The following is a 23,985-nucleotide window of genomic DNA, read 5'->3' as shown; positions in this document are numbered from 1 at the left end:
CGGCCCGTCAGGGCCGCTTACTTTTCATGCATTTGCTTCGGAAATATCACCCGAAGGTGTTAGGCAAACGCCGTCTGCGTTTCGTAGGCAAATCCGCGCGGCGCTTTCTGCGTATCGTCGAAGGTGACGATTTCGTACGAATCTTCATGCGCCAGCAGTTCGCGCAGCAGCGCGTTGTTCAGGCCGTGGCCCGACTTGTACGCGTTGTACGACGCCAGCAACGGATGCCCCACCACATACAGGTCGCCGATCGCGTCGAGCATCTTGTGCTTCACGAACTCGTCGTCGTAGCGCAGGCCGTCGTTGTTCAGAATGCGGTACTCGTCGAGCACGATCGCGTTGTCCATGCTGCCGCCGCGTGCGAGACCCAGTTCGCGCATCATTTCCACTTCATGCGCAAAACCGAAGGTGCGGGCACGCGCGATTTCGCGCACGTACGACGTATTGGCAAAATCCACTTCCAGCGCCTGACCGGTCTTATCCACCGCCGGGTGACGGAAATCGATCGTGAATTTGAGCTTGAAACCGAAATACGGGTCGAGACGCGCGAATTTATCGCCGTCACGAATTTCGACCGGTTTGGTGACCTTGATGAATTTCTTCGCCGCGTTCTGCTCTTCAATCCCTGCCGATTGAATCAGAAACACGAACGAACCGGCACTGCCGTCCATGATAGGAATTTCTTCGGCGGTGACGTCGACATACAGGTTGTCGATGCCAAGACCGGCGCAGGCGGACATCAGATGCTCGATGGTCGAGACGCGCGCGCCGTCTTTCTGCAAAACGGAAGCCAGACGCGTATCGCCAATCGCCATCGCCGACGCGGGAATGTCCACCGGCGTGGGCAGATCCACGCGCGAAAACACGATGCCCGTGTCCGGCGCGGCCGGACGGAGCGTCAGTTCGACCTTACGGCCCGAGTGCAGGCCGATGCCGACTGTCTTGACGATTTGTTTGATTGTGCGCTGCTTCAACATGGTGATCTTCTATTCGATTGAAAATCCCAATCGGGACTTTTTATTCCATAGCGCGAAGTATACTCCAATACCCTAAGGAGCGTCTTTGCGCGGAACGTATCAATCTGTTTCGCTACGTTACCCTCGGGCGCCCGTCAGGGAAGCGTGACGGGCCGATGTCCCGGAACGGAGGCGTTCCCGGTCATCGGCCCGCGTAACGGCCTGTCACAAAAGCGTCTTATCGACCGTTGCCCAGTCACAACGCGCGTACCGCGCATGCACCAAGGCGAAGGCCACGACGCCGCGTGCTTAGCTCAACGTAGCGAGAATACTCCCTGCATCGCTGACTTCGAATTTGCCGGCAGCCTCGACGTTCAACGTCTTGACCACGCCGTCGTCGACAACCATCGCGTAGCGCTGGGAACGGATTCCCATGCCGCGCGCCGACAAATCCTGCTCGAGACCGAGCGCTCGTGTGAAAGCCGCACTGCCGTCCGCCATCATGCGCACCTTGCCCGAGGCGTGCTGATCGCGTCCCCACGCGCCCATTACGAACGCGTCGTTGACGGACACGCACCAGATCTCGTCGATGCCAAGCGCGCGCAACTGCTCGGCATGCTCGACATAACCCGGTACATGTTTGGCTGAACAGGTCGGCGTGAATGCGCCCGGCAATCCGAAGATCACCACGCGCTTGCTCGCCGTCTGCTCGCGCACGTCGAAGCTGTTAGGCCCGATCGTGCAGCCCGCCCGCTCGTCTTCGATCAACTCGAAGAGCGTTGCGTCGGGCAGCTTGTCACCTGCTTGAATCATGCTCAGTCCTTTGCATCGATGCGAAGCACACTCGCACGTCGTCGTGTCGCAGTGAAAAATCCGGCGTGGGCACCCACCACTGCATGCTCCGCCGTCCGGCGACAGTCGCCCACTCCGCTTCGCGAAACCGAAGAGGGCAGTTGTCCTTGCCGCGAATCTTCAAAGATACGCGACTTGTTTGCCGTTCACCCGCCACGCTCGTGCATTCGTCCGCCAACGCTGCACTGCTCGACAAACGCAGCGCGGCAACGAAAGCCTGCTCGTGCGCTCAGTCCGCCTGCTTGCGCAGGAATGCCGGAATGTCGTACGTGTCGACGCCCTTTTCCTGCAGCGCCTGCACATGCGAAGCGGCCGTATCGCGCGAGGTGCGCCACACTGCCGGCGTATCCAGCGCGCCGTAGTCGGCGGTGCTCGCGTGCGACGTTTGCGGTGCGTAAGCAGCGTGCGCGTTGATCGGCTGGTTGTCGGTGCCGGTGCGCAGCAGCGTCATCGGTGCCGATTGCTGCTTCTTCGCCGCACGGCCCAGACCCGTTGCCACGACCGTCACGCGCAGCGCGTCGCCCATTGCATCGTCGTACACCGCGCCGAAGATCACGGTTGCGTCTTCTGCGGCATAGCTCTTGATGGTGTTCATCACTTCGCGCGTTTCCGACAGACGCAGCGAACGGCTCGACGTGATGTTCACCAGCACGCCACGCGCGCCCGACAGATCCACACCTTCCAGGAGCGGGCTGGCGACAGCCTGCTCAGCAGCGAGGCGTGCGCGATCGACGCCGGCAACCGTCGCCGTGCCCATCATCGCCTTGCCCTGCTCGCCCATCACCGTCTTCACGTCTTCGAAGTCGACGTTCACCAGACCGTCGACGTTGATGATTTCCGCGATGCCGGCAACTGCGTTGTTCAGAACGTCGTCTGCGCACTGGAAGCACTTGTCCATCTCGGCGTCATCGCCCATCACCTCGAACAGCTTGTCGTTCAGGACGACGATCAGCGAGTCGACGTGATCCTCCAGTTGCTGCGAACCGGCTTCCGCGACGCGCATGCGCTTGCCGCCTTCGAATTCGAACGGCTTGCTGACCACGCCAACGGTCAAGATACCCATTTCCTTGGCGATCTGCGCAACCACGGGTGCTGCGCCCGTGCCCGTGCCGCCGCCCATACCGGCCGTGATGAAGACCATGTGCGCGCCGCGCAGTGCGTCGGCAATACGCTCACGCGCTTCTTCCGCTGCGGCGCGGCCCATTTCCGGCTTCGCGCCGGCGCCCAGACCCGTGTTGCCGAGCTGGATCACCGCGGAGGCGCGCGAACGCGACAGCGCCTGCGCGTCCGTGTTCATCACGATGAAGTCGACGCCTTGCACGCCTTTGTTGATCATGTGCTGAACGGCATTGCCGCCAGCGCCACCTACTCCGATCACCTTGATGATGGTGCCGTTCGTTTCGGTTTCCAGCATTTGGAAATCCATGATGCCTCCGTCAAGATAAAAATTTACAGCCACTTCGGCCGTTATTCGGCAGGAGATCGGGCAACCTCCTGTCGCGCGCCGGCCGCCGGCACCAGCGCGTATTCCTAAAACCCGTTTGAAACCTGTTCGACAACCCGTTCTGTGCAGCGGTACTACGAATGCTTTAGAAGTTGCCGAGGAACCAGTCCTTCATGCGCGTGAACACCTGGCCCATCGAGCCCGACTGCACCGCCACCTTGCGGCCGCGCATGCGTTGCGAGCGTCCTTCGACGAGCAGTCCCATCGCCGTCGAGTAGCGCGGATTGCGCACCACATCGGCGAGACCGCCCGCGTATTCCGGCACGCCGATACGCACCGGCTTCAGGAAAATGTCCTCGCCGAGTTCGACCATGCCGAGCATCATCGACGCGCCGCCGGTCAGCACCACGCCGGAGCTCAGCAGTTCCTCGTAACCCGACTCGCGCACCACCTGCTGCACGAGCGAAAACAGTTCTTCGACGCGCGGCTCGACCACCGCCGCCAGCGCCTGGCGCGACAGCGTGCGCGGGCCGCGCTCGCCGAGCCCCGGCACTTCGATCATTTCGTCCGGATCGGCCAAAGCCTGCTTGGCGATGCCGTAATCCACCTTGATGTCTTCGGCGTCCGGCGTCGGCGTGCGCAGCGCCATGGCAATGTCGCTCGTGATCTGGTCGCCGGCGATCGGAATCACCGCCGTGTGCCGGATCGCGCCTTCGCTGAAAATCGCAATGTCCGTCGTGCCGCCGCCGATATCGACCAGCACCACGCCGAGTTCTTTTTCGTCTTCCGTCAGCACCGCGAGCGACGACGCCAGCGGCTGCAAGATCAGATCGTTCACTTCGAGCCCGCAACGGCGCACGCACTTCACGATGTTCTGCGCCGCGCTCACCGCGCCGGTGACGATATGCACCTTCACTTCGAGGCGAATGCCGCTCATGCCGATCGGCTCGCGCACATCTTCCTGGCCGTCGATGATGAATTCCTGCGTCAGGATATGCAGCACCTGCTGATCGGTCGGGATGTTGATCGCCTTCGCCGTTTCGATCACGCGCGCCACATCCGTCTGCGTGACTTCCTTCTCCTTGATCGCCACCATGCCGCTGGAGTTGAAGCTGCGGATATGGCTGCCGGCAATTCCGGTAAATACGTTCGTGATCTTGCAGTCGGCCATCAGCTCGGCTTCTTCGAGCGCGCGCTGAATGGACTGCACGGTGGCTTCGATATTCACCACCACGCCTTTCTTGAGCCCCTTCGATTCGCTCTGGCCGAGGCCGATCACCTCGTAGTGACCTTCGCCCTTCAACTCGGCGACGATAGCCACGACCTTCGACGTCCCGATGTCGAGGGCGACCAGCAGATCTTTATAGTCTTTACTCATAGCGTGCTCATTGCGTGTGATGTCCGTTTACTTCTTGCCCTTGTCGGGTTCGCTGATGAAGCGCATGCCAGCGGCACGAATCGCGAAACCGTTCGGATAGCGCAAGTCCGCATACTCGATATCCTTTCCCCAACGTTGCGTCACCGCGTTCCACGCCGCGGTCAGGCGGCGGCTCCGATCGAGCAGCGTGTCCTGATTGCGTTCGCGCCCAAGTTCCACCTGCGTGCCGTTCGAGAGCTTCACCGTCCACGCGTAGCGCGGCGACAGCGTCACTTCTTCGGGCGTCGCGCCCAACGGCGCGAACCATTTCTGAAAATCGTGATAGCGCGTGACTACTTCTTTTGCCGTGCCGTCCGGACCGTCGAAGGCGGGCAGATCCTCTTCGAGCTCGCCCTGATTCGCCGTGAACAACTCGCCGTCCACGCTCACCAGCTGATCGCTGCCCCACGTCCCCAGCGGTTTGTACTCCTCGAGCGTGACAGCCAGCGCATTCGGCCAGACACGCCGCACGCTCGCATGACGCACCCACGGCATCTGCTCGAACGCCTGACGCGCCACGTCGAGGTCCACCGTAAAAAAGTTGCCCTTCAACCGACCCACGACACCCGCGCGCACCGTCGGCGAATTGATGTGCTCGGTATCGCCGTCAATCTGGATTTCACGCAGCGCGAAATTCGGGCGCTGGATCAGCCAGTAACCGCCTGCCGCCAGCAGCACGAGCACCAGCAACACATGCAATGCGTTGGCGGCGAAATTGAGCTGGCGAACGTTGTTCCACATGGAGTTGCTTTCGGGTCGCCCCGGTTAGTCCTTAAGCGTCAGCGCCAACACGCCGACAACCAGTTCCTGATAGCCGATGCCCACCGCGCGCGCCGCTTTCGGCGGCAGCGAGTGATCGGTCATGCCGGGCGCCGTGTTCACTTCGAGGAAGTACGGCTTGCCGTCGGCGTCGAGCATGAAATCCGCCCGGCCCCAGTCGGTGCAGCCGAGTACGTCGAAGGCGCGGCGCGCCAGCACTTTCAGATGCGCTTCCTCGTCCGCCGCCAGACCGCACGGGATCAGATACTGCGTGTCGTTCGCGATGTACTTCGCGTGATAGTCGTAAAACTCGCCGGCCGGCACGATGCGGATCACCGGCAGATCGAGATTCCCGGCAATGCACGCGGTGTATTCGCCGCCGCCCTCGATGCTCTTTTCGACCACCACGATCTTGTCGAACTTGACCGCTTCGAGCAGCGCGGCCGGCAGCGCGTCGGCGCTCTTCACCTTGATCACAGCGACGCTCGAACCTTCGCTCGCCGGCTTCACAAAGAGCGGCAAGCCGAGCTTGGCGACGATCTCTTTCGCGCGCGCTTCGTAGTCGTCGCCACGCAGCACTGCCTCGAACGGCGGCGTCGGAATGCCGAGCTGCTGCCACACGAGCTTGGTGCGGAACTTGTCCAGACCGAGCGCCGAGCCGAGCACGCCGCTGCCCGTGTACTTGATGCCGTAAAAGTCGAGCGCGCCCTGAATCTGGCCGTTCTCGCCGTAGCCGCCATGCAGCGCGTTGAACGCGCGCACGAAACCCTCTTCCTTCAATGCGGCGAGCGGACGCTCGGCCGGATCGAACGGATGCGCGTCGATACCGGCGTCGCGCAGACCTTGCAACACGAGACGCCCGGAATTGAGCGACACCTCGCGCTCCGCGGAATTGCCGCCGAGCAAAACTGCCACTTTGCCGAATTGTTTAGGGTCGATACTGCTCATCTCACACCTTCGTTTCCTGAGCGAGGCGACCCGGCACACCGCCGATCGAACCCGCGCCCATCGTGATCACCACATCGCCGTCGCGCACAATCGCTGAGAGCGCGTCCGGCACTTCGTCCACCGTATCGACAAACACCGGTTCGACCTTGCCCGCCACACGCAGCGCACGCGCGAGAGCACGGCCGTCCGCGGCGACGATCGGCGACTCGCCGGCCGAATAGACTTCGGTCAGCACGAGCGCGTCGACAGTCGACAGCACTTTCACAAAATCCTCGAAGCAGTCACGCGTTCGCGTGAAGCGGTGCGGCTGGAACGCCAGCACCAGACGCCGGCCCGGAAATGCGCCGCGCGCCGCCGCCACCGTGGCCGCCATTTCGACCGGGTGATGACCATAGTCGTCCACCAGCGTGTAGGCGCCCGACGCTTTGCCTTCGGTGAAAACCGGCACTTCGCCATAGCGCTGGAAGCGTCGGCCCACGCCGTTAAAATCCGCCAGCGCTCGCTGGATATCGGCATCTTTCACTTCAAGTTCAGTCGCAATTGCAATTGCGGCCAAAGCGTTCTGCACGTTGTGCTCGCCCGGCAGGTTCAACACGATGTCGAGCGGCGCGGCATCTTCACGCATCGCGGTGAAATGCATCTTGCCGCCGAGCGCTTCCACATTGACCGCGCGCACCTGCGCATCCGGCGCGAAGCCGTAGCGGATGATCGGCTTCGACACGAACGGCAGGATCTCCTTCACGTTTGGATCGTCGACGCACAGCACCGCGATGCCGTAGAACGGCAGACGGTGCGTGAACTCGATGAACGCCTGCTTGAGCCGCGCGAAGTCGTGGCCGTAGGTGTCCATGTGATCGGCGTCGATGTTCGTGATGACTTCGATTACCGGGAACAGATTCAGGAACGACGCATCCGACTCGTCGGCTTCCGCGACGATGAAGTCGCCCGTGCCCAGGCGCGCATTCGCGCCCGCGCTGATCAGCCGGCCGCCGATCACGAAGGTCGGGTCGAGTCCACCCGCCGCGAGCACGCTCGCCACCAGCGAGGTGGTCGTGGTCTTACCGTGCGTGCCGGCAATCGCAATGCCCTGCTTCAGGCGCATCAGTTCCGCGAGCATCACCGCGCGCGGCACGATCGGAATGCGCCGATGACGCGCGGCCAGCACTTCCGGGTTGTCGCTGCGCACTGCCGTGGACACGACCACTGCATTCGCGCCTTCGATGTTCTCCGCCGCGTGACCGATCGCGATCCGCGCGCCGAGTGCGGCGAGGCGATCGGTGATCGCGTTGCTCGACAGATCCGAGCCGCTCACCTGATAGCCGAGATTGACCAGCACCTCCGCGATGCCGCTCATGCCGACACCACCGATGCCGACAAAGTGAATATGTTTGACGATGTGTTTCATTGCTTTCCTTCTGGGCTCGCGCCCGAAATCGAACCCGCCACGGTCGCGCAAATCTGCGCGACCTGCTCCGTGGCGTCGGGTTTCGCGAGCGAGCGCGAACGCTCCGCCATTTCCGCGAGGGTCTCTCGCGTCTGGCTGCGCAACCAGTCAGCGAGGGTTTCCGCCGACAGATCGCGTTGCTGCACGACCAGCGCCGCGCCGTTATCGGCGAGGAACGCTGCATTAGTGGTTTGGTGATCGTCTACCGCATACGGGAACGGCACGAAGAACGCCGCCACGCCTACTGCCGAAATCTCTGAAACGGTCATCGCGCCGGAGCGGCAAATCACCAGGTCCGCGTTTGCGTAAGCGCTCGTCATGTCGTCGATGAACGGCACGAGTTCGACGTCTGCGCCCGCTTGGAGACCTGCTGCCGCGTAGTTCTCGCGCAGCGCCTCGATGTGCTTCGCGCCCGCCTGATGCACGATGCGCGGACGCTCGTTCGGCGCCAGCAATGCCACCGCGCGCGGCACGACTTCATTCAATGCCGCCGCACCCAAACTGCCGCCCACCACCAGCACATTCAACGGACCGCTGCGCTGCGCGTAGCGTGCTTTGGGTGCAATTGCGCGCGCAAGTTCCGCACGAATCGGGTTTCCTGTCCATTCGCCGTGCGGCAGTGCATTCGGGAACGCAACCAGCACGCGTTTGGCGACTTTCGCAAGCACCTTGTTCGCGAGACCGGCAATCGAATTCTGTTCATGCAGCACGAGCGGACGGCCGCTCAATGCGGTCATCAGGCCGGCCGGAAACGTGATGTAGCCGCCCATGCCGAGCACGACGTCCGGCTTCACGCGGCGCAGCACGCTCAAGCTTTGCGTACATGCGCGCAGCAGATTCAGCGGCAGCATCAGCTTGGTCTTCAGGCCCTTGCCGCGCAGGCCGCCAAAGCGCACGTATTCCATCGGGATACCGTGCTTCGGCACCAGCGTTGCTTCCATGCCCGCGGGATTGCCGAGCCATACGACCTTCCAGCCCCACGCCTGCATCAGATGAGCGACCGCGAGCCCCGGGAACACGTGTCCCCCGGTGCCACCGGCCATCACCATCAGCGTGCGTTGCGGCAGAGCGGTCATACCTTCCCTCCGCGCATCAGCACCCGGTTCTCGTAATCGACACGCATCAGCACGGCGACAGCCACACAGTTCAGCAAAATGCCGGAGCCGCCATAACTGACGAGCGGCAACGTGAGACCTTTGGTCGGCAGCAAGCCGAGGTTCACGCCCATGTTGATGAAGGTCTGCGCGCCGAACCAGATGCCGATGCCCTTCGCCACCAGACCCGCGAACGTGCGGTCGAGCGCGAGCGCCTGACGGCCGATCTCGAACGAACGGCGCACGATCCAGTAGAACATCAGGATCACGACCAGCACGCCGACAAAACCCAGTTCCTCGCCGATCACCGCGAGGATGAAGTCGGTATGCGCTTCCGGCAGATAGTTGAGCTTCTCGACGCTGCCGCCCAGTCCCACGCCGAACCACTCGCCGCGCCCGAATGCGATCAGCGAGTGCGTCAATTGATAAGCCTTGCCCTGCGCGTAACGGTCGTCCCACGGATCGAGGTACGCGAAAATCCGCTCGCGACGCCACGGCGACGCCCACACCAGCAGGCTGAATGTACCGACCGCGGTCGCCACCAGACCACCGAACAGCTTGCCGTTCACGCCGCCGAGAAACAGCAGGCCCATCGCGGTCGCCGCGATCACCATGAACGCGCCCATGTCCGGCTCGAGCAGCAGCAACGCACCGACGAGGCCCACGGCGACTGCCATCGGCAAAAAGCCTTTGGCAAAGCTGTGCATGTATTCCTGCTTGCGCACGGTGTAATTCGCCGCGTAGATCGCCACCGCGAGCTTCATGATTTCCGACGGCTGCATGTTCGTGATGCCGAGCGGAATCCAGCGGCGCGCGCCGTTCACGCCCTTGCCGACGTGCGGGATCAGCACGATCACCAGCGCGACCAGCGAAATCAGAAACAGCTTGGGCGCGTACTTGTCCCACGTCGCGATCGGAATGCGGAACGACACGATGCCGACCACCGCGCCCATCACCACGAAGATGATCTGGCGCACGAGGAACGCGTAGTCGCGATACGACGCATACTTCGGCGAATCGGGCATGGCGATCGACGCCGAATACACCATCACCACACCGAGACCGAGCAGCGCGACGACCACCCACAGCAGCGAGTGATCGTAGTCGAGCATGCGCGAGCGCAGCGGACGCACGCCGTTGACGGCGCTCGCAAGACCACTGCCGCCCGAGCGGCCGCCGGCGCGAGCCGAAGCGCCCGAAGCACCCGCGTCGCCGGTGGCGGCCTGACGTGAACCGAAACGTTCCGACCAGCTCATATCATCGTCCCCCGTTCGGCCGCGATGTCTTCCACCGTGCTGCGGAACACCGCGGCGCGATGCGCGTAACCCCTGAACATGTCGAAGCTCGCGCAAGCCGGCGAGAGCAGCACGGCGTCGCCCGGTTCCGCGAGCGCGGTTGCGGCGCGGGTCGCTTCTTCGAGCGTGGCGTGGTCCGTTATGGCAATGCCGGTGTCTGCCAGCGCGGCGCGGATTTGCGGCGCGTCGCGGCCGATCAGCATCACCGCGCGGCACCAGCGCATGACCGGCGCGGCGAGCGGTTCGAAATCCTGCCCCTTGCCGTCACCGCCGGCGATCAGCACGATGCGCTGCGCGAGACCGTCGAGCGCGGCGACCGTCGCGCCGACGTTGGTGCCCTTGCTGTCGTCCACATAGTCGATACCGTCGATCGACGCGATCAATTCCACGCGATGCGGTTCGCCGTGATATTCGCGCAGACCGTGCAGCAGCGGCGCGCCCGGCAGGCCGACCGCGCGCGCGAGCGCGTAAGCGGCGAGCGCATTGGCGGCGTTGTGCAAGCCGCGAATGCGCAAGGCGTCGGCCGGCATCAGGCGCTTGAGCGCGATGTTCGGCGGCGTCACGACTTCGTTCTTGCGGCGGCGCTTCGGCACCGGTTCGTCGCTCGCGTCGCGGTCATGCGCTTCGACGAGCCAGATCATGCCGTTGTCGCGCAGCAAGCCGTAGTCGCCGTCGTTCTTCGGCTCGGTGACGCCGAATGTGACCACCTCGGCTTCGCTGTCTTCCGAAGGCGCGAGCTTCATGACGCGTGAGTCGTCGCGATTCAACACGCGCACGGTTTGTGTACCAAAGATGCGGCCCTTCGCGGCAGCGTATGCATCGAGACCGCCGTGCCAGTCGAGGTGATCCTGGGTGATATTCAGCACGACCGCCGCGTCGGGCGTAAACGTGTGCGCGGTTTCGAGCTGGAAGCTCGACAGCTCCAGCACCCACACATCCGGCAACGCGGTGTTGTCGATCGCTTCCGTTAGCTTGTCGAGCAGCGCCGGGCTGATATTGCCCGCCACCGCGACCTTCTTGCCCGCGCGTTCGCACAGCAGGCCGGTGAGGCTCGTGGTCGTGGTCTTGCCGTTGGTGCCGGTGATGGCGATCACTTTCGGCGCATAGCCGCTTTCGCCGAGCGACTTCAGTGCCTGGGAGAAGAATTCGAGTTCGCCCCACACGGGGATGCCCTGCTCGCGCGCCGCCGAGATTAGCGGCAACAGATCGGCGGCGAGCGGCGACAAACCCGGGCTGATGGCGACCAGTTCGATACCTTCGAGCAGTGCCGGCGAAAACGGGCCGCCGACGAATGCGGCGTCGATGCCGTGCGCTTCCAGCGCGTGCAGGTTCGGCGGCACCTCGCGCGTATCGGCCACACGCAGCCGACAGCCGTGCCGCGCGCACCAGCGCGCCATAGCGAGACCGGATTCACCCAGTCCCAGCACGAGCACCATCGGCTTTTGCCGATCCCGAAACTTCTCGCCGAACATCGCCTGCTTCCTTAATGACCTGCTGCTTAACGCAGTTTGAGCGTGGACAAACCAAAGAGACACAACATCAGGGTGATGATCCAGAAGCGCACGACCACCTGCGTTTCTTTCCAACCCGACAATTCGAAATGGTGATGCAGCGGCGCCATCTTGAAGAGACGCCGCCCTTCACCGAAACGGCGCTTGGTGAATTTGAACCACGTGACCTGCAACATCACGGAGAGCGTCTCCGCAACGAAAATGCCGCCCATGATGAAGAGCACGATTTCCTGACGCACGATCACCGCGACCGTGCCGAGCGCGCCGCCGAGCGCGAGCGCGCCGACGTCGCCCATGAACATCTGCGCCGGGTGCGTGTTGAACCAGAGGAACGCGAGTCCCGCGCCGCCCATCGCCGAACAGAAGATCAACAACTCGCCCGCACCGGCGATATGCGGAAACAGCAGGTATTTCGAATAGACCGAGCTGCCCATCACATACGCGAACACACCGAGCGACGCACCGACCAGCACGACGGGCATGATCACGAGCCCGTCGAGACCGTCGGTGAGGTTGACCGCGTTGCTCGCACCAACGATCACCAGATACGTCAGCACGATGAAGCCCCACACGCCGAGCGGATAGCTGATCGATTTGACGAACGGCAGCATCAGGTCGGCGTGGGGAGGCAGGCCCATCGAGAGGCCGCTCCTCACCCATGCCATGAACAGGTCGAACACGCGCACATTGCTCGCTTCGGACACACTGAATGCGAGATACACGGCAGCGAACAGACCGATCATCGACTGCCAGAAATACTTTTCGCGCGACGACATGCCGCGCGGATCCTTGTAGACCACCTTGCGGTAATCGTCGACCCAGCCGATCACACCGAAACCGAACGTGACCAGCATCACGATCCAGATGAAGCGGTTGGTCAGGTCGGCCCACAGCAACGTGGCCACGGCGATGCCGAGCAGAATCAGCACACCGCCCATGGTCGGCGTGCCGGATTTCACGAGGTGAGTTTGCGGACCGTCTTTACGAACGGCCTGACCGACCTTCATGGCGGTCAGCTTGCGAATCACCGCCGGGCCGCAGACGAGCCCGATCAGCAGCGCGGTGATGGTCGCCATCACCGCACGGAAAGTCAGATAACTGAACACGCGCAAGAAGCTTGCGTCATTCTGCAGCCATTGCGCCAGCGCCAGTAGCATGCTTCGGTCCTTCTATTTCAATGTGCCGCGGGCGTACTGCCCGCTGCGTTGGGTTGTGGACTCGTTACGGCGTCCACCACGCGCTCCATCTGCATGAAGCGCGAGCCTTTCACGAGAAGCGTTGCGGCAGGACCGAAACCGGCCTGCTGCAATTGCGCGACCAGCGTGCCGACATCGGCGACGTGATGCGCGCTCGCGCCATACGCGGTGCAGGCGTCGCGCGAGGCGTCGCCCATGGCGTATAGCGCGTCGATACCGCGTTCCTTGGCGTAAGCGCCGATTTCGCGGTGAAACGCCGGACCGTTGTCGCCGACTTCGCCCATGTCGCCCATCACCAGCACGCGCGGCGCGGCGCGGGAGGCGAGCACGTCGATCGCGGCGCGCATCGAATCGGGATTGGCGTTGTAGGTGTCGTCGATCACGGTCGCGCCGGCGAGCGTGCCGAGGACGGCTTGCTTCACCTGCAGGCGGCCCTTCACGGCGCCGAACGATTCGAGACCGCGCTTGATCGCGTCGAGCGAAACGCCCGCAGCCAACGCGGCCGACGTTGCGGCCAGCGCGTTGTGCGCGTTGTGGTTGCCGAGCACTTGCAGCGTGACTTCGATTTGGCCTTCCGGCGTGTTGATGCTCAACACGTTGCCGTCGAACGTGCCTTTCACTGCGGCTTCAGTCGTGCGCTCGGCGGAATTCAGCGCGAAGTCCATGATGCGGTTGCCGGTTGCGGCCACGCGCCAGATGCTCGCGTAGGCGTCGTCCGCCGGGAACACCGCGACGCCTTCCGGCGACAACGCGTGAATCACGCTCGCGTGTTCGAGCGCGACGGCTTCCACCGTCGCCATGAATTCCTGATGCTCGCGCTGCGCGTTGTTCACCACCGCGACCGTCGGCTCGGCGATTTTCGCGAGCTCCGAGGTTTCGCCCGGATGGTTCATGCCGAGTTCGACCACCGCCAGCTGATGCGCGGCGTGCAGACGGAACAGCGTGAGCGGCAAGCCGATGTCGTTGTTGAAGTTGCCCGCGGTGGCAAGTCGCGCTTCGGCACCGACCGCGGCGGCGAAGATCGACGCGATCATTTCCTTGACCGTGGTTTTGCCGTTGCTGCCCGTCACCGCGACGAGCGGCATGCTGAACTGGCGGCGCCAACCGCGCGCGAGCGCGCCGAGACCCACGCGCGTGTCGGTGACTTTGAGCGCCGGCACATTCCAGTCTTGCGGCGTACGCGTGACAAGAACTGCCGTCACGTTGCGCGCGGCGACGTCCGGCAGGAAGTCGTGCGCGTCGAAACGATCGCCCTTGATCGCGACGAACAGGTCGCCGGGGCCGGCGCTGCGGCTGTCGGTACAAACGCGTTCGAACGCAACCGTCTCGTCGCCGAGCACGGTCGCGCCCGGGATCAGCGCGGCGGCTTCACGCAGCGAAAACATGCTCATTCGCCACCTCCGCGTGCGTGCGTCGCGCGCGCGGCCAGCGCGAGGCGAGCGTGATCCTGATCGGAGAAAGCGCGTTTCTTACCCATGATTTCCTGTGTTGCTTCGTGCCCTTTGCCGGCCAGCACGATGACGTCTTCGCGCGCGGCGCTGCGGATCGCTTGCAGGATCGCGCTTGCGCGGTCCTCGATACGGCGCGCCTTCGACGCGTCCTTCATACCCGCCGCGATCTGCTCGATGATCGATTGCGGATCTTCGCTGCGCGGGTTGTCGCTGGTCACGACCACGCCGTCGGCGATCTTCTCGGCGATCGCGCCCATCAGCGGACGCTTGGTCGCGTCGCGGTCGCCGCCGCAGCCGAACATGCAGATCAGTTCGCCGCCGCGTGCGGTTGCCATCGGGCGCAGCGCTTCGAGGGTTTTTTCCAGCGCATCCGGCGTGTGCGCGTAATCGATCACGACGAGCGGCTCGTCGTTCTGCAAGCGGCCACCCAAACGCTGCATGCGGCCGTTCACCGATTCGAGCTTCGCCAGTTCGGCCAGTGCGGCTTCGAAAGGCACGTCGGCGGCAAGCAACGCGCCCAGCACGCCGAGCAGATTGCTCACGTTGAACGCGCCGAGCGTCTGCACTTCGACTTCGGCATTGCCCCAGTCAGAAGTGTTCAGATGGAACGCGGTGCCCGTTGCGGTTGCGCGCACATTCGATGCGAGCAGCAATGCGTCGGCTTGCGGTGCGTCTTTTTGCAGGTCGCCCAACCCGTAGGCGATCGTGCGCGCGTGGCCTTGCGTGCTGGCGAGCAAACGGCGGCCGGCCGCGTCGTCGCGATTGATCACGGCCGCGCGCAGTTCCGGCCAGGCGAAGAGGCGGGCCTTCGCGGCTTCGTAGGCTTCGAACGTGCCGTGGTAGTCGAGATGGTCTTGCGTGAGATTCGTGAACACGGCGATGTCGAACGCCGTGCCGTTCACGCGCCCCTGGTGTAGCGCGTGCGATGACACCTCCATGGCGACCGCCTGCGCGCCCGCGTCGCGCAACTGCGCGAGGCTGCGTTGCAGTTGCGGTGCGTCGGGCGTCGTAAAGCCGGTGTGCACCAGTTGGCCGGGCAGACCCGTGCCGAGCGTGCCGATGATCGCGCAACGCGTGCCGAGCGCGGTCAACGCCGCCGAGATCCACTGGCTGCACGACGTCTTGCCGTTCGTGCCGGTGACGCCGACCGTCAGCATGCTGTCGCTCGGATCGTCGTACCAGCCGCTTGCGATCGAACCCGCGAGTTCGTTCAACGCCGGCACGGCGAGCGTGTTCGACGGATCGATCGCACCGCTGAAACCCTCGGGCTGAACCAGCACGGCGGCGGCGCCACGTTCGAGCGCACCCGAGATGAACGGGCGGTTGTCCGCGCCGTCCACTGCGTAGGCGAAAAACGCGTCGCCGGCCGCAAGCGAGCGCGTGTCGGCGTGCAGATGTGCGCCTGGCTGCACGTGAGCGTGCAGCCAGTTGAGGGCGTCGGCGATTTGCCGCTGCTCGGGATGCTTCTCGCGCAGCGCGCTCATCGCACGACTCCCGGGTGGCTTTTCGCGTTCGCGGAAATCGTCATCTTCTTGGCGCCGGCGCTGGTGGAAAGTTTCTTGGCCGTGGCTGGCGTGGCGGGCGCGCCCGGCGCGGCCGGGGCCAAGTCGTCGGACACCACCATCTGCTTGACCGGCATGTCCGGCGGCACATTCAACGAACGCAACGTATCGCCGACGATCGCCGAGAACACCGGACCCGACACCTGACCACCGAAGTGGCTTCCCGCCGTCGGCTCGTCGACCGAAACGGCCACGACGATGCGCGGATTCGGCATCGGCGCCATGCCGACGAACGACGCGCGATACTTGGAGTGGTCGTAACCGTGCGCGCCGTGCTTGTACGCCGTACCGCTCTTGCCGCCGACGCGATAGCCCGGCACCGCCGCATCCGGCGACGTGCCGCCCGGCGCCGTGACGGTTTCGAGCATGGCGCGCACTTCGCGAGCCGTGGTCGGCGCGAAGATTTGCGGGCCGGTGGCCGGCTGATCGCCAGGCGTGCGGAAGATCGATACCGGCATGATTTCGCCGTCATGCGCAATCGCGGTGTAAGCGCGGCCCAACTGGAACAGCGACACCGACAGACCGTAGCCATACGACATGGTCGCCTGTTCGATACGGCGCCAGCCCTTCCACGGACGCAGACGGCCCGCCGCCGCGCCCGGGAAGCCGACCTTCGGCGCCTGGCCGAGACCGATGCTGGTGTACATGTTCCACATCTCTTCGGGCTTGAGCTGCATGGCGATCTTCGTCGCGCCGATGTTGCTCGACTTCTGGATCACGCCGCCCACCGTCAGCACGCCGAACGCGCTGTCGTCGGTAATCGGCGCACCGTCGAGCACGAAGCGGCCGCCGCCTGTATCAACCAGTGTAGTCGGCGTGACGCGGTGCAGATCGAGCGCGAGCGAGACCGTGAACGGCTTCATGATCGAGCCGGGCTCGAACGTGTCGGTCAGGATGCGATTGCGCAACTGGTCGCCGGTCAGGTGGGAACGGTCGTTCGGGTTGTACGTGGGGTAATTCACGAGCGCCAGCACTTCACCGGTACGCACGTCGATCACCATCGCCGCGCCGGCCTTCGCCTTGAATTTTTCGACGGCCGCCTTCAGGTTCGTATAAGCGATGTACTGAATCTTGCTGTCGATCGAAAGATCCACGTCCTGGCCGTTGTGCGGCACGACCTGCTCGTCCACGTCCTCGATGATGTGGCCCATGCGGTCCTTGATCACGCGGCGGCTGCCCGACATGCCGGCGAGCAGCTTCTGGTCGCCGAGTTCGACGCCTTCCTGGCCTTCGTCTTCCACGTTGGTGAAGCCGATCAGGTGGGCCGTGATCTCGCCTTCCGGATAGAAGCGCTTGTACTCGTCGCGCGCGTAAATGCCTGGGATGTCGAGCCCCGTGACTTTTTCCGCGATGTCCACCGGCACCTGGCGCTTCACATAGACGAAGGTTTTGTCCTCCGACAGCTTGGCGCGCAGCTCCTTGTTCGTCATGCCGAGCAATTTGCCGAGCGAAGTCAGCTTGTCGGCGCCGAGGTCGTCCGGCACCGATTCGGGGATAGCCCAGATCGCGCGCACCGGCAAACTCGTGGCCAGCACGAGCCCGTTGCGATCGAGAATCTTGCCGCGCGTGGCCGGCAATTCGAGGCGGCGCTGATAGCGGATTTCACCCTGCTTCTGATAGAACGCGTTGCCCGGGCCCTGAATCCAGAACGCGCGCGCGGTGAGCGCGACGAACGCCATGAACAGCATGAACACGACGAGCTTGGAGCGCCACATCGGCAGGCGCACCGACAGGATCGGATTGGCCGAGAAAGCCACGCTCTTGCGAGCCGACGATTTTTTCATCGCACGCCTCCGCGACGGGTCGCCACCGGCGCCGAGGCTGGGCCGGAAGTCGGGATCGGCGCATCTTCAGCCTTTGCCGCGCCCGGATCGAGCGTGAGGTACTGGGTACGGCCGGTCGTAACCGATTGCATCTTCAGGGAATCAGTGGCGATCTGCTCGATGCGCGACGTTTTCGACAACGCGCTCTGCTGATATTGAAGTTGCGAATAGTCCTGCTGCAGCTGGCGCTCCTGCGATTGAGCGCGCTGCAACTGGATAAAGATCTGACGCTGCTGATTGGTCGCGTTGACGACAGACAAGGCGCAGCCCATCACGATCATCAGCAGGAAGATATTGAGGCGGTTCATGGCGCGATCCGCTCCGCCACGCGCATCACGGCAGAACGGGCGCGCGGGTTCGCGGCGACTTCAGCGTCGCTCGCGAACACGCGGCCGATGATCTTGAGCGGAGGGCTCGGCAGATCGACTGCGCGAATCGGCAGACGGCGATCCACCGCAGGCGTACTGGCGTGCGCCTGCATGAATCGCTTGACGATCCGATCCTCGAGCGAATGAAAGCTGATGACCACCAGCCGCCCCCCTTGCTCCAACAGCGACAACGCTGCTTCTAAAACGACTTGCAGCTCCGCAAGCTCTTGATTGATGTGAATCCGTATAGCTTGAAAGGTGCGGGTTGCCGGATCCTTGCCCTTCTCACGGGTTTTGACGACGTTAGCCACGATTTGGGCAAGCTCGCCCGTGCTGACGAGAGGCCCAAGACGGTCGGACTCTGCCCGGCGAGCAACAAGCGCCTTTGCAATCTGAAAAGCAAACCGTTCTTCCCCATAATCTCGTATCACCTCCGTCAATTCCTGCACCGTGGCCCGCGCCAGCCAGTCAGCAGCCGATTCGCCGCGCGTCGGGTCCATCCGCATATCGAGCGGGCCGTCGGCGCGGAAGCTGAAGCCCCGCTCCGGATCGTCGACTTGCGGCGACGACACGCCCAGATCCAGCAAAACGCCCGACACCCGTCCTACGCCGCGCTCCGCAATCGCGGTGCGCAGTGAAGCAAAACTCTCGTGCACGATGCCAAAGCGCGGATCCGTGATCTGCTGAGCCGTGGCGATGGCGAGCGGGTCTTTGTCGAAAGCGATCAGACGCCCCGACTCACCCAGCTTCTCCAACACCAGCCGGCTATGACCACCGCGCCCGAACGTGCCGTCCACATACACGCCGTCCGCGCGTGTGACCAGCGCTTGAACCGCTTCTTCCAGCAGCACCGTGCGATGCTGCAATTCATTTCCCATCGCAGGCGCCATATAAGTAAACCGCGATCAGAACGTGAAATCTTTCAGGGCGTCGGGCATGCCCTCTGCCATTGCCGCCTGTTCCTTCGCGGCATAAGTTTGTGCATCCCATAACTCGAAGTGACGACCCATGCCGAGCAAGGTCACTTCTTTTTCCAAACCGCCGGCCGTGCGCAATTCCGGCGACACGAGCACGCGCCCTGCGCCGTCCATATCGACGTCCATTGCATTGCCGAGAAAAATGCGCTTCCACCAGGTCGCGTTCATGGGCAGCTTGTCGACCTTGTCGCGAAAGATTTCCCACTCCGGGCGCGGAAAGAGCAACAGGCAGCCGTCCGGGTGCTTGGTGATCGTCACCCGGCCCTCTGCCTGTGTTTGCAGCGCATCCCGATACCGAGAGGGAATAGACATCCGCCCTTTCGCATCGAGCGTCAGCGCCGACGCCCCTTGGAACACTTCGCTCTCCCCTGTGGCGCGTTTGCGCCCGCTGCCCGATTCGTGAAAATCTACCCGAAACCGCCTGTGAGATCACACAAAAATACACTTTCTCACACTGTCTCCCACTTTAGAGGAACGCTAAACAGGGGTCAAGGGAGATACACGGTTTTCCGACGAATTTTGTTTGTTAGAACAAGGACTTAGCGCGACTCCTTCACGTCGGACATAAAAACGGAAAACCGTTATAAATGAATGAGCTAGTGCAACTTGTGAAGGTGATACGTGAAAAGTGCGAGGGAAAGGCGCGGAATGAAAGAGATCGTCAAGCGGGATCGGGCAGTGTGGGATGGCGTTGCCGAGTACTTCAGATGGACGGCGCGCGATGCGCCGGTCCACTTTCGGGAGGTACGTAAATAGAGGACGCGAACTTATATGTAATAGGCAGTGCGAGTCATGACTTTCGACACGGCGCGCATGAGCGCGCGCGCGGGGAATGGCAACTCGACCCCGCCGGCGTCCATGGCGGCCTTGCCATGCTCCACCTCGTCCACGCGCATCTGCTCGACGATCGCGCGTGACTCCCGGTCGGCTGCCGGCAGTTGTTCCAGATGGCTATCGAGATGCTGCTCCACCTGACGCTCGGTTTCGGCCATGAAGCCGAGGCTGACACGGTCGCCCATGCGCCCTGCCGCGAGGCCGATTGCCAGCGCGCCGGCATACCACAGCGGGTTCAGCAGACTGGGACGCGAATCGAGGGCTTCGAGCCGCCTGGAAGTCCAAGCGAGATGATCCTCCTCCTCGATCGCAGCGCGATTGAACACGACACGCAACGAAGGAGACTTGGTCGCAAGTTTCTGTGCCTGATAGAGCGCCTGGGCGCATACCTCGCCGACGTGGTTCACGCGCATCAACCCAGCCGAGTGTGCACGCTCGGCCGGCGAGAGTTCGGGCGCCGCATCCGTCACCGCGGATTCGTGCGGAACCGGCAGCGGGCGACTCATTCGCGACACACCGGTCATTGAGCGTAAACCCCGATCAAACTCGCTAATCAACTCATCCAGAAACATTCCGCGCTCCCTCGTTCAACAGCCGCCTCATCGATCCAACTGGTCCGCGCCATAAGGCTTTACGGCGCAAAACAGGCTTCGCGAAAAGCTTCAAACCGGGTGAATCCGGCAGCCAATTTCTGATTTTAGACCATGTTGCGTAAACGAAACAGGAGGCTTCCTGTCCCGCTCCTTTTTCTTTGTCCCATGTAGGCCTTTTGTTACATTACGTGCAACTTCTCGCGAAGTTGGACAAGCAAGGCCTCAACGCTAGATAAATATTCTGCCTTGTACAAAAGATTCGTAATCCTTGGAGATCATTCGATGAAAAAGTCGCTTCTCGCTCTCGCAGCACTGGGCGCATTCGCAGGCGTCGCACATGCTCAGAGCAGCGTGACCCTGTACGGTATCATTGACGAAGGCTTCAACATCAACACCAACTCGGGTGGCAAGCACCTGTACAACCTGTCCAGCGGCGTTATGCAAGGCTCGCGTTTCGGCCTGCGTGGCACGGAAGATCTGGGCGGCGGTCTGAAGGCAATCTTCGTGTTGGAAAACGGCTTTGACGTGAACAACGGCAAGCTGGGTCAAGGCGGCCTGATGTTCGGTCGTCAAGCTTACGTCGGCCTGTCGAGCCAATTCGGTACGGTCACGCTGGGTCGTCAGTACGACTCCGTCGTCGACTACGTTGGTCCGCTGGAAGCCGGCGACCAGTGGGGCGGCTACATCGCTGCTCACCCGGGCGACATCGACAACTTCAACAACGCATACCGCACGAACAACACGGTCAAGTACACGAGCGTTGACTACGGTGGCCTGAAGTTCGGCGGCACGTACAGCTTCGGCGGCGTTGCTGGCAACGTCACGTCGAACCAGATCTGGTCGTTGGGCGCTGGCTACAACAACGGTCCCCTCGTTCTCGGCGTTGGTTATTTGAACGCACGCAGCCCGGCAGCTTCGGGTGGCCTGTTCAACAACGGCGGTACGGCTGCAGCACCGGCCGCTGCTGTGAGCTCGCCGGTCTACGCTGGCTTCGCATCGGCTAACACGTACCAGGTCATCGGTGCAGGCGGCGCATACACGTTCGGCGCAGCAACGGTCGGCGTGACGTACTCGAACATCCGCTTCGGCAACCTGGGCGCTTCGTTCGCATCGCCGTTCAAGGGCCAGTCGGCTACGTTCAACAACGCGGAACTGAACTTCAAGTATCAGTTGACCCCGGCATTGTTGGTCGGCGCAGCGTATGACTACACCCGCGGCGCGGAAATCAACGGCAACTCGCGTGCTCAGTACCACCAAGGCGCGATCGGCGTGGACTACTTCCTGTCCAAGCGCACGGACGTGTACGTGATCGGTGTGTACCAACACGCTCTGGGCGACACGGTCAACGCAGCAGGCGCTACGGTCGACGCAACGGCAGGCATCAACGGCCTGTCGGGTTCGTCGAACCAGAACCAACTCGCAGCTCGCGTCGGTATCCGCCACAAGTTCTAATAAGTCGTAATAAAGCAGTTTGCCTCAAAGGCGCCTTCGGGCGCCTTTTTTTATGGCTTGCGGCGCATCGCCGATTGGCCGACTTTAAATGGTGACGGCGGTGGCATAAACGGAAAAAAGCCCGGCAAACTTTCCTCTGCCGGGCTTTTGCTCTTTTTTGCTAATGCACCACTTCGTGCCTGCTTCGTACGTGATTAGCGCTCGATTCTGCTGGCTTATGCTCGCCCGTCGCGCAACTCGCGGCGCAGAATCTTGCCGACATTGCTCTTCGGCAATTCAGTACGGAATTCGACGATCTTAGGCCGCTTGTAGCCAGTCAACTGCTGCTTGCAGTACGCGAAGATGTCGGCGTCGGTGAGCGCCTGGTCCTTCTTCACGACAAACAGCTTCACCGCTTCGCCGGAATGCTGATCCGGTACACCGACCGCGGCGACTTCGAACACACCCGGCAGTTTGGCCACGACGTCTTCGATTTCGTTCGGATAGACGTTGAAACCCGACACGAGAATCATGTCCTTCTTACGGTCGACGATCTTGACGAAGCCACGTTCGTTCATCAGGCCGACATCGCCCGATTTGAAGAAGCCATCCGACGTCATCACTTTCGCCGTTTCGTCGGGCCGGTTCCAGTAACCCGCCATGACCTGCGGACCGCGGATGCAGATTTCGCCCGGCTGGCCGAGCGGCACTTCGTTGCCTTCGTCGTCACGAATCGAGATTTCCGTCGACGGCAGCGGCAAGCCAATTGTCCCGCTGTATTCCGTGACGGTCACCGGATTGCAGGTCACGCACGGCGACGTTTCCGACAACCCGTATCCTTCGATGATCGGCGTGTGCGTATGCTCGTACCAGCGCTTGGCAACGGCCTCCTGCACCGCCATTCCGCCACCGTTCGCGGCGATCAGCTTCGAAAAATCGAGCTTATGGAAATCCGGGCTATTCAACATCGCGTTATACAGCGTGTTGACGGCGGGAATTGTCGTGATCGCATACCCTTCGAGCGCCTTGATCATGCCCGGAATGTCGCGCGGATTCGGAATCAGCACGCCGAGGCCGCCGGTACGGATGGTCAGCAACCCGCAAACCGTCAGCGCAAATACGTGATACAGCGGCAATGCAACGACGGTGATGAACTGATCGATGTCCGTGCGATTCGCGCGAACCGGATCGAGCCAGATCTCCGACTGCAGCACATTGGCGATCAGATTCCGATGCAGTAGCGTCGCACCCTTGGCCACGCCTGTCGTGCCACCCGTATATTGGAGAAACGCGACATCGTTCGGGCCTTGCTGCACCGGATTGAATTTCTGGCGTCCGCCCTCCGCGATCGCAGTATTGAATTTGACGTGACCTGGCAGACTCCATGCCGGCACCATCTTCTTCACCTTGCGCACGACGAAGTTCACAAGCGTGCCCTTGATCCCCATCAGATCGCCCATCGCGGCCACGACGACATGCTTGACCGCGGTGTTGCGTACGATCGCCTGCAGCGTGACTGCAAAGTTCTCGAGCAGAATGATCGCTTCCGCGCCGCTGTCCTTGAGCTGATGCTCCAATTCGCGTGGGGTATAAAGCGGGTTCACGTTCACGACCACGTAGCCCGCGCGCAGGATAGCGGCAATCGCCACCGGATATTGCAGCACGTTCGGCATCATGATCGCGATGCGCGTACCGCGGGCAAGGCCCTTCGACTGGAACCAGGCTGCCAGCTTGCGCGAAAGCGCGTCGAGTTCGCCATAGCTGATCGTCTTGTCCATGCAGACGAACGCCGGTTTCGCGCGGTGTTCGCGGAAGGCTTCTTCCAGCAGTTCTCCGAGCGACGAATAGCGGGTCGGGTCAATCTCTGCGGGAACGCCGGGTGGATAAGATTTCAGCCAGATTTTGTCCATGCAGCGTCTCCTCCTTTTATTTTCGAATGGTCGTGCTAAAAACGCATCGTAGCATGGGCACCTGGGTGTTAATCGCGAAAAGCGGCCGGGTTAGACTGCAACCTCGAACCTCCAAAACGC

General features: G+C 62.6%; 20 protein-coding genes. 1 reads left to right on the top strand and 19 read right to left on the bottom strand.

Annotated features, from left to right (window positions below; translation table 11 throughout):
- Positions 1 to 59: 59 nt before the first annotated feature.
- The 18 genes from lpxC to coq7 all read right to left on the bottom strand — a co-directional run bounded on the left by lpxC (position 60) and on the right by coq7 (position 20,503).
- The gene (gene lpxC / locus BLW71_RS18645) at positions 60 to 977 is read right to left on the bottom strand and encodes a UDP-3-O-acyl-N-acetylglucosamine deacetylase (protein WP_091798821.1); all 918 of its coding nucleotides are present in this window, start codon (positions 975 to 977) and stop codon (positions 60 to 62) included.
- Positions 978 to 1,265: 288 nt separating this feature from the next.
- Positions 1,266 to 1,769 carry a peroxiredoxin gene (locus tag BLW71_RS18640; protein WP_091798818.1) on the bottom strand — a complete coding sequence of 168 codons (504 nt, stop codon included), beginning with the start codon at positions 1,767 to 1,769 and terminating at the stop codon, positions 1,266 to 1,268.
- A 268-nt stretch (positions 1,770 to 2,037) separates the two neighbouring features.
- Positions 2,038 to 3,234, bottom strand: coding sequence for a cell division protein FtsZ (gene ftsZ, locus BLW71_RS18635; protein WP_091798815.1), 1,197 nt, complete (start codon positions 3,232 to 3,234; stop codon positions 2,038 to 2,040).
- Between the two features lie 163 nt (positions 3,235 to 3,397).
- Positions 3,398 to 4,630 carry a cell division protein FtsA gene (gene ftsA, locus BLW71_RS18630; RefSeq protein ID WP_007180311.1) on the bottom strand — a complete coding sequence of 411 codons (1,233 nt, stop codon included), beginning with the start codon at positions 4,628 to 4,630 and terminating at the stop codon, positions 3,398 to 3,400.
- A 27-nt stretch (positions 4,631 to 4,657) separates the two neighbouring features.
- Entirely contained in the window at positions 4,658 to 5,410 is a 753-nt protein-coding gene (locus BLW71_RS18625; protein WP_091798812.1) for a cell division protein FtsQ/DivIB, read from the bottom strand.
- A 24-nt stretch (positions 5,411 to 5,434) separates the two neighbouring features.
- Positions 5,435 to 6,376 carry a D-alanine--D-alanine ligase gene (locus tag BLW71_RS18620; protein ID WP_091798809.1) on the bottom strand — a complete coding sequence of 314 codons (942 nt, stop codon included), beginning with the start codon at positions 6,374 to 6,376 and terminating at the stop codon, positions 5,435 to 5,437.
- A 1-nt stretch (position 6,377) separates the two neighbouring features.
- The gene (gene murC / locus BLW71_RS18615; RefSeq protein ID WP_091798806.1) at positions 6,378 to 7,781 is read right to left on the bottom strand and encodes a UDP-N-acetylmuramate--L-alanine ligase; all 1,404 of its coding nucleotides are present in this window, start codon (positions 7,779 to 7,781) and stop codon (positions 6,378 to 6,380) included.
- On the bottom strand, positions 7,778 to 8,896 hold the full coding sequence (murG, locus tag BLW71_RS18610) for an undecaprenyldiphospho-muramoylpentapeptide beta-N-acetylglucosaminyltransferase (RefSeq protein WP_091798803.1): 1,119 nt from the start codon (positions 8,894 to 8,896) through the stop codon (positions 7,778 to 7,780). The genes murC and murG overlap by 4 nt, the downstream gene beginning before the upstream one ends.
- Complete coding sequence (ftsW, locus tag BLW71_RS18605; protein ID WP_091798800.1) at positions 8,893 to 10,170, bottom strand: putative lipid II flippase FtsW; 1,278 nt, start codon at positions 10,168 to 10,170, stop codon at positions 8,893 to 8,895. The genes murG and ftsW overlap by 4 nt, the downstream gene beginning before the upstream one ends.
- A complete protein-coding gene (murD, locus tag BLW71_RS18600) occupies positions 10,167 to 11,681 on the bottom strand; it encodes a UDP-N-acetylmuramoyl-L-alanine--D-glutamate ligase (RefSeq protein ID WP_091798798.1) in 1,515 nt (504 codons plus the stop codon). Before murD ends, ftsW begins: the two co-directional genes overlap by 4 nt.
- A 26-nt stretch (positions 11,682 to 11,707) precedes the next feature.
- Entirely contained in the window at positions 11,708 to 12,877 is a 1,170-nt protein-coding gene (gene mraY / locus BLW71_RS18595; protein WP_091798795.1) for a phospho-N-acetylmuramoyl-pentapeptide-transferase, read from the bottom strand.
- Between the two features lie 17 nt (positions 12,878 to 12,894).
- The gene (locus BLW71_RS18590) at positions 12,895 to 14,307 is read right to left on the bottom strand and encodes a UDP-N-acetylmuramoyl-tripeptide--D-alanyl-D-alanine ligase (protein ID WP_091798792.1); all 1,413 of its coding nucleotides are present in this window, start codon (positions 14,305 to 14,307) and stop codon (positions 12,895 to 12,897) included.
- Entirely contained in the window at positions 14,304 to 15,851 is a 1,548-nt protein-coding gene (locus BLW71_RS18585) for a UDP-N-acetylmuramoyl-L-alanyl-D-glutamate--2,6-diaminopimelate ligase (RefSeq protein ID WP_091798789.1), read from the bottom strand. Before BLW71_RS18585 ends, BLW71_RS18590 begins: the two co-directional genes overlap by 4 nt.
- A complete protein-coding gene (locus BLW71_RS18580; protein WP_091798786.1) occupies positions 15,848 to 17,713 on the bottom strand; it encodes a peptidoglycan D,D-transpeptidase FtsI family protein in 1,866 nt (621 codons plus the stop codon). The genes BLW71_RS18585 and BLW71_RS18580 overlap by 4 nt, the downstream gene beginning before the upstream one ends.
- Positions 17,710 to 18,060: a cell division protein FtsL gene (gene ftsL / locus BLW71_RS18575; protein WP_091798783.1), complete on the bottom strand. Its 351-nt coding sequence runs from the start codon at positions 18,058 to 18,060 to the stop codon at positions 17,710 to 17,712. The genes BLW71_RS18580 and ftsL overlap by 4 nt, the downstream gene beginning before the upstream one ends.
- The gene (gene rsmH, locus BLW71_RS18570; RefSeq protein ID WP_091798781.1) at positions 18,057 to 19,010 is read right to left on the bottom strand and encodes a 16S rRNA (cytosine(1402)-N(4))-methyltransferase RsmH; all 954 of its coding nucleotides are present in this window, start codon (positions 19,008 to 19,010) and stop codon (positions 18,057 to 18,059) included. Before rsmH ends, ftsL begins: the two co-directional genes overlap by 4 nt.
- A gap of 15 nt (positions 19,011 to 19,025) precedes the next feature.
- The gene (mraZ, locus tag BLW71_RS18565) at positions 19,026 to 19,454 is read right to left on the bottom strand and encodes a division/cell wall cluster transcriptional repressor MraZ (protein WP_091798777.1); all 429 of its coding nucleotides are present in this window, start codon (positions 19,452 to 19,454) and stop codon (positions 19,026 to 19,028) included.
- A 410-nt stretch (positions 19,455 to 19,864) separates the two neighbouring features.
- Positions 19,865 to 20,503 (bottom strand): 2-polyprenyl-3-methyl-6-methoxy-1,4-benzoquinone monooxygenase, encoded by a 639-nt coding sequence (gene coq7, locus BLW71_RS18560; RefSeq protein ID WP_091798774.1) that lies wholly within the window; start codon positions 20,501 to 20,503, stop codon positions 19,865 to 19,867.
- Positions 20,504 to 20,806: 303 nt separating this feature from the next.
- Between coq7 and BLW71_RS18555 the strand changes: the two genes are divergently transcribed.
- Positions 20,807 to 21,976, top strand: a complete 1,170-nt coding sequence (locus BLW71_RS18555; protein ID WP_091798771.1) for a porin — start codon at positions 20,807 to 20,809, stop codon at positions 21,974 to 21,976.
- Between the two features lie 215 nt (positions 21,977 to 22,191).
- On the opposite strand, the gene BLW71_RS18550 is transcribed toward BLW71_RS18555, so the two are convergent.
- The gene (locus tag BLW71_RS18550; RefSeq protein WP_091798768.1) at positions 22,192 to 23,865 is read right to left on the bottom strand and encodes a long-chain fatty acid--CoA ligase; all 1,674 of its coding nucleotides are present in this window, start codon (positions 23,863 to 23,865) and stop codon (positions 22,192 to 22,194) included.
- Between the last annotated feature and the right edge of the window lie 120 nt (positions 23,866 to 23,985).

The organism is Burkholderia sp. WP9 (assembly GCF_900104795.1).
In the GTDB taxonomy this organism is placed as follows: domain Bacteria; phylum Pseudomonadota; class Gammaproteobacteria; order Burkholderiales; family Burkholderiaceae; genus Paraburkholderia.
Note: the sequence above shows the minus strand (reverse complement) of the source record. Positions and strands in the feature narration are given on the sequence as shown.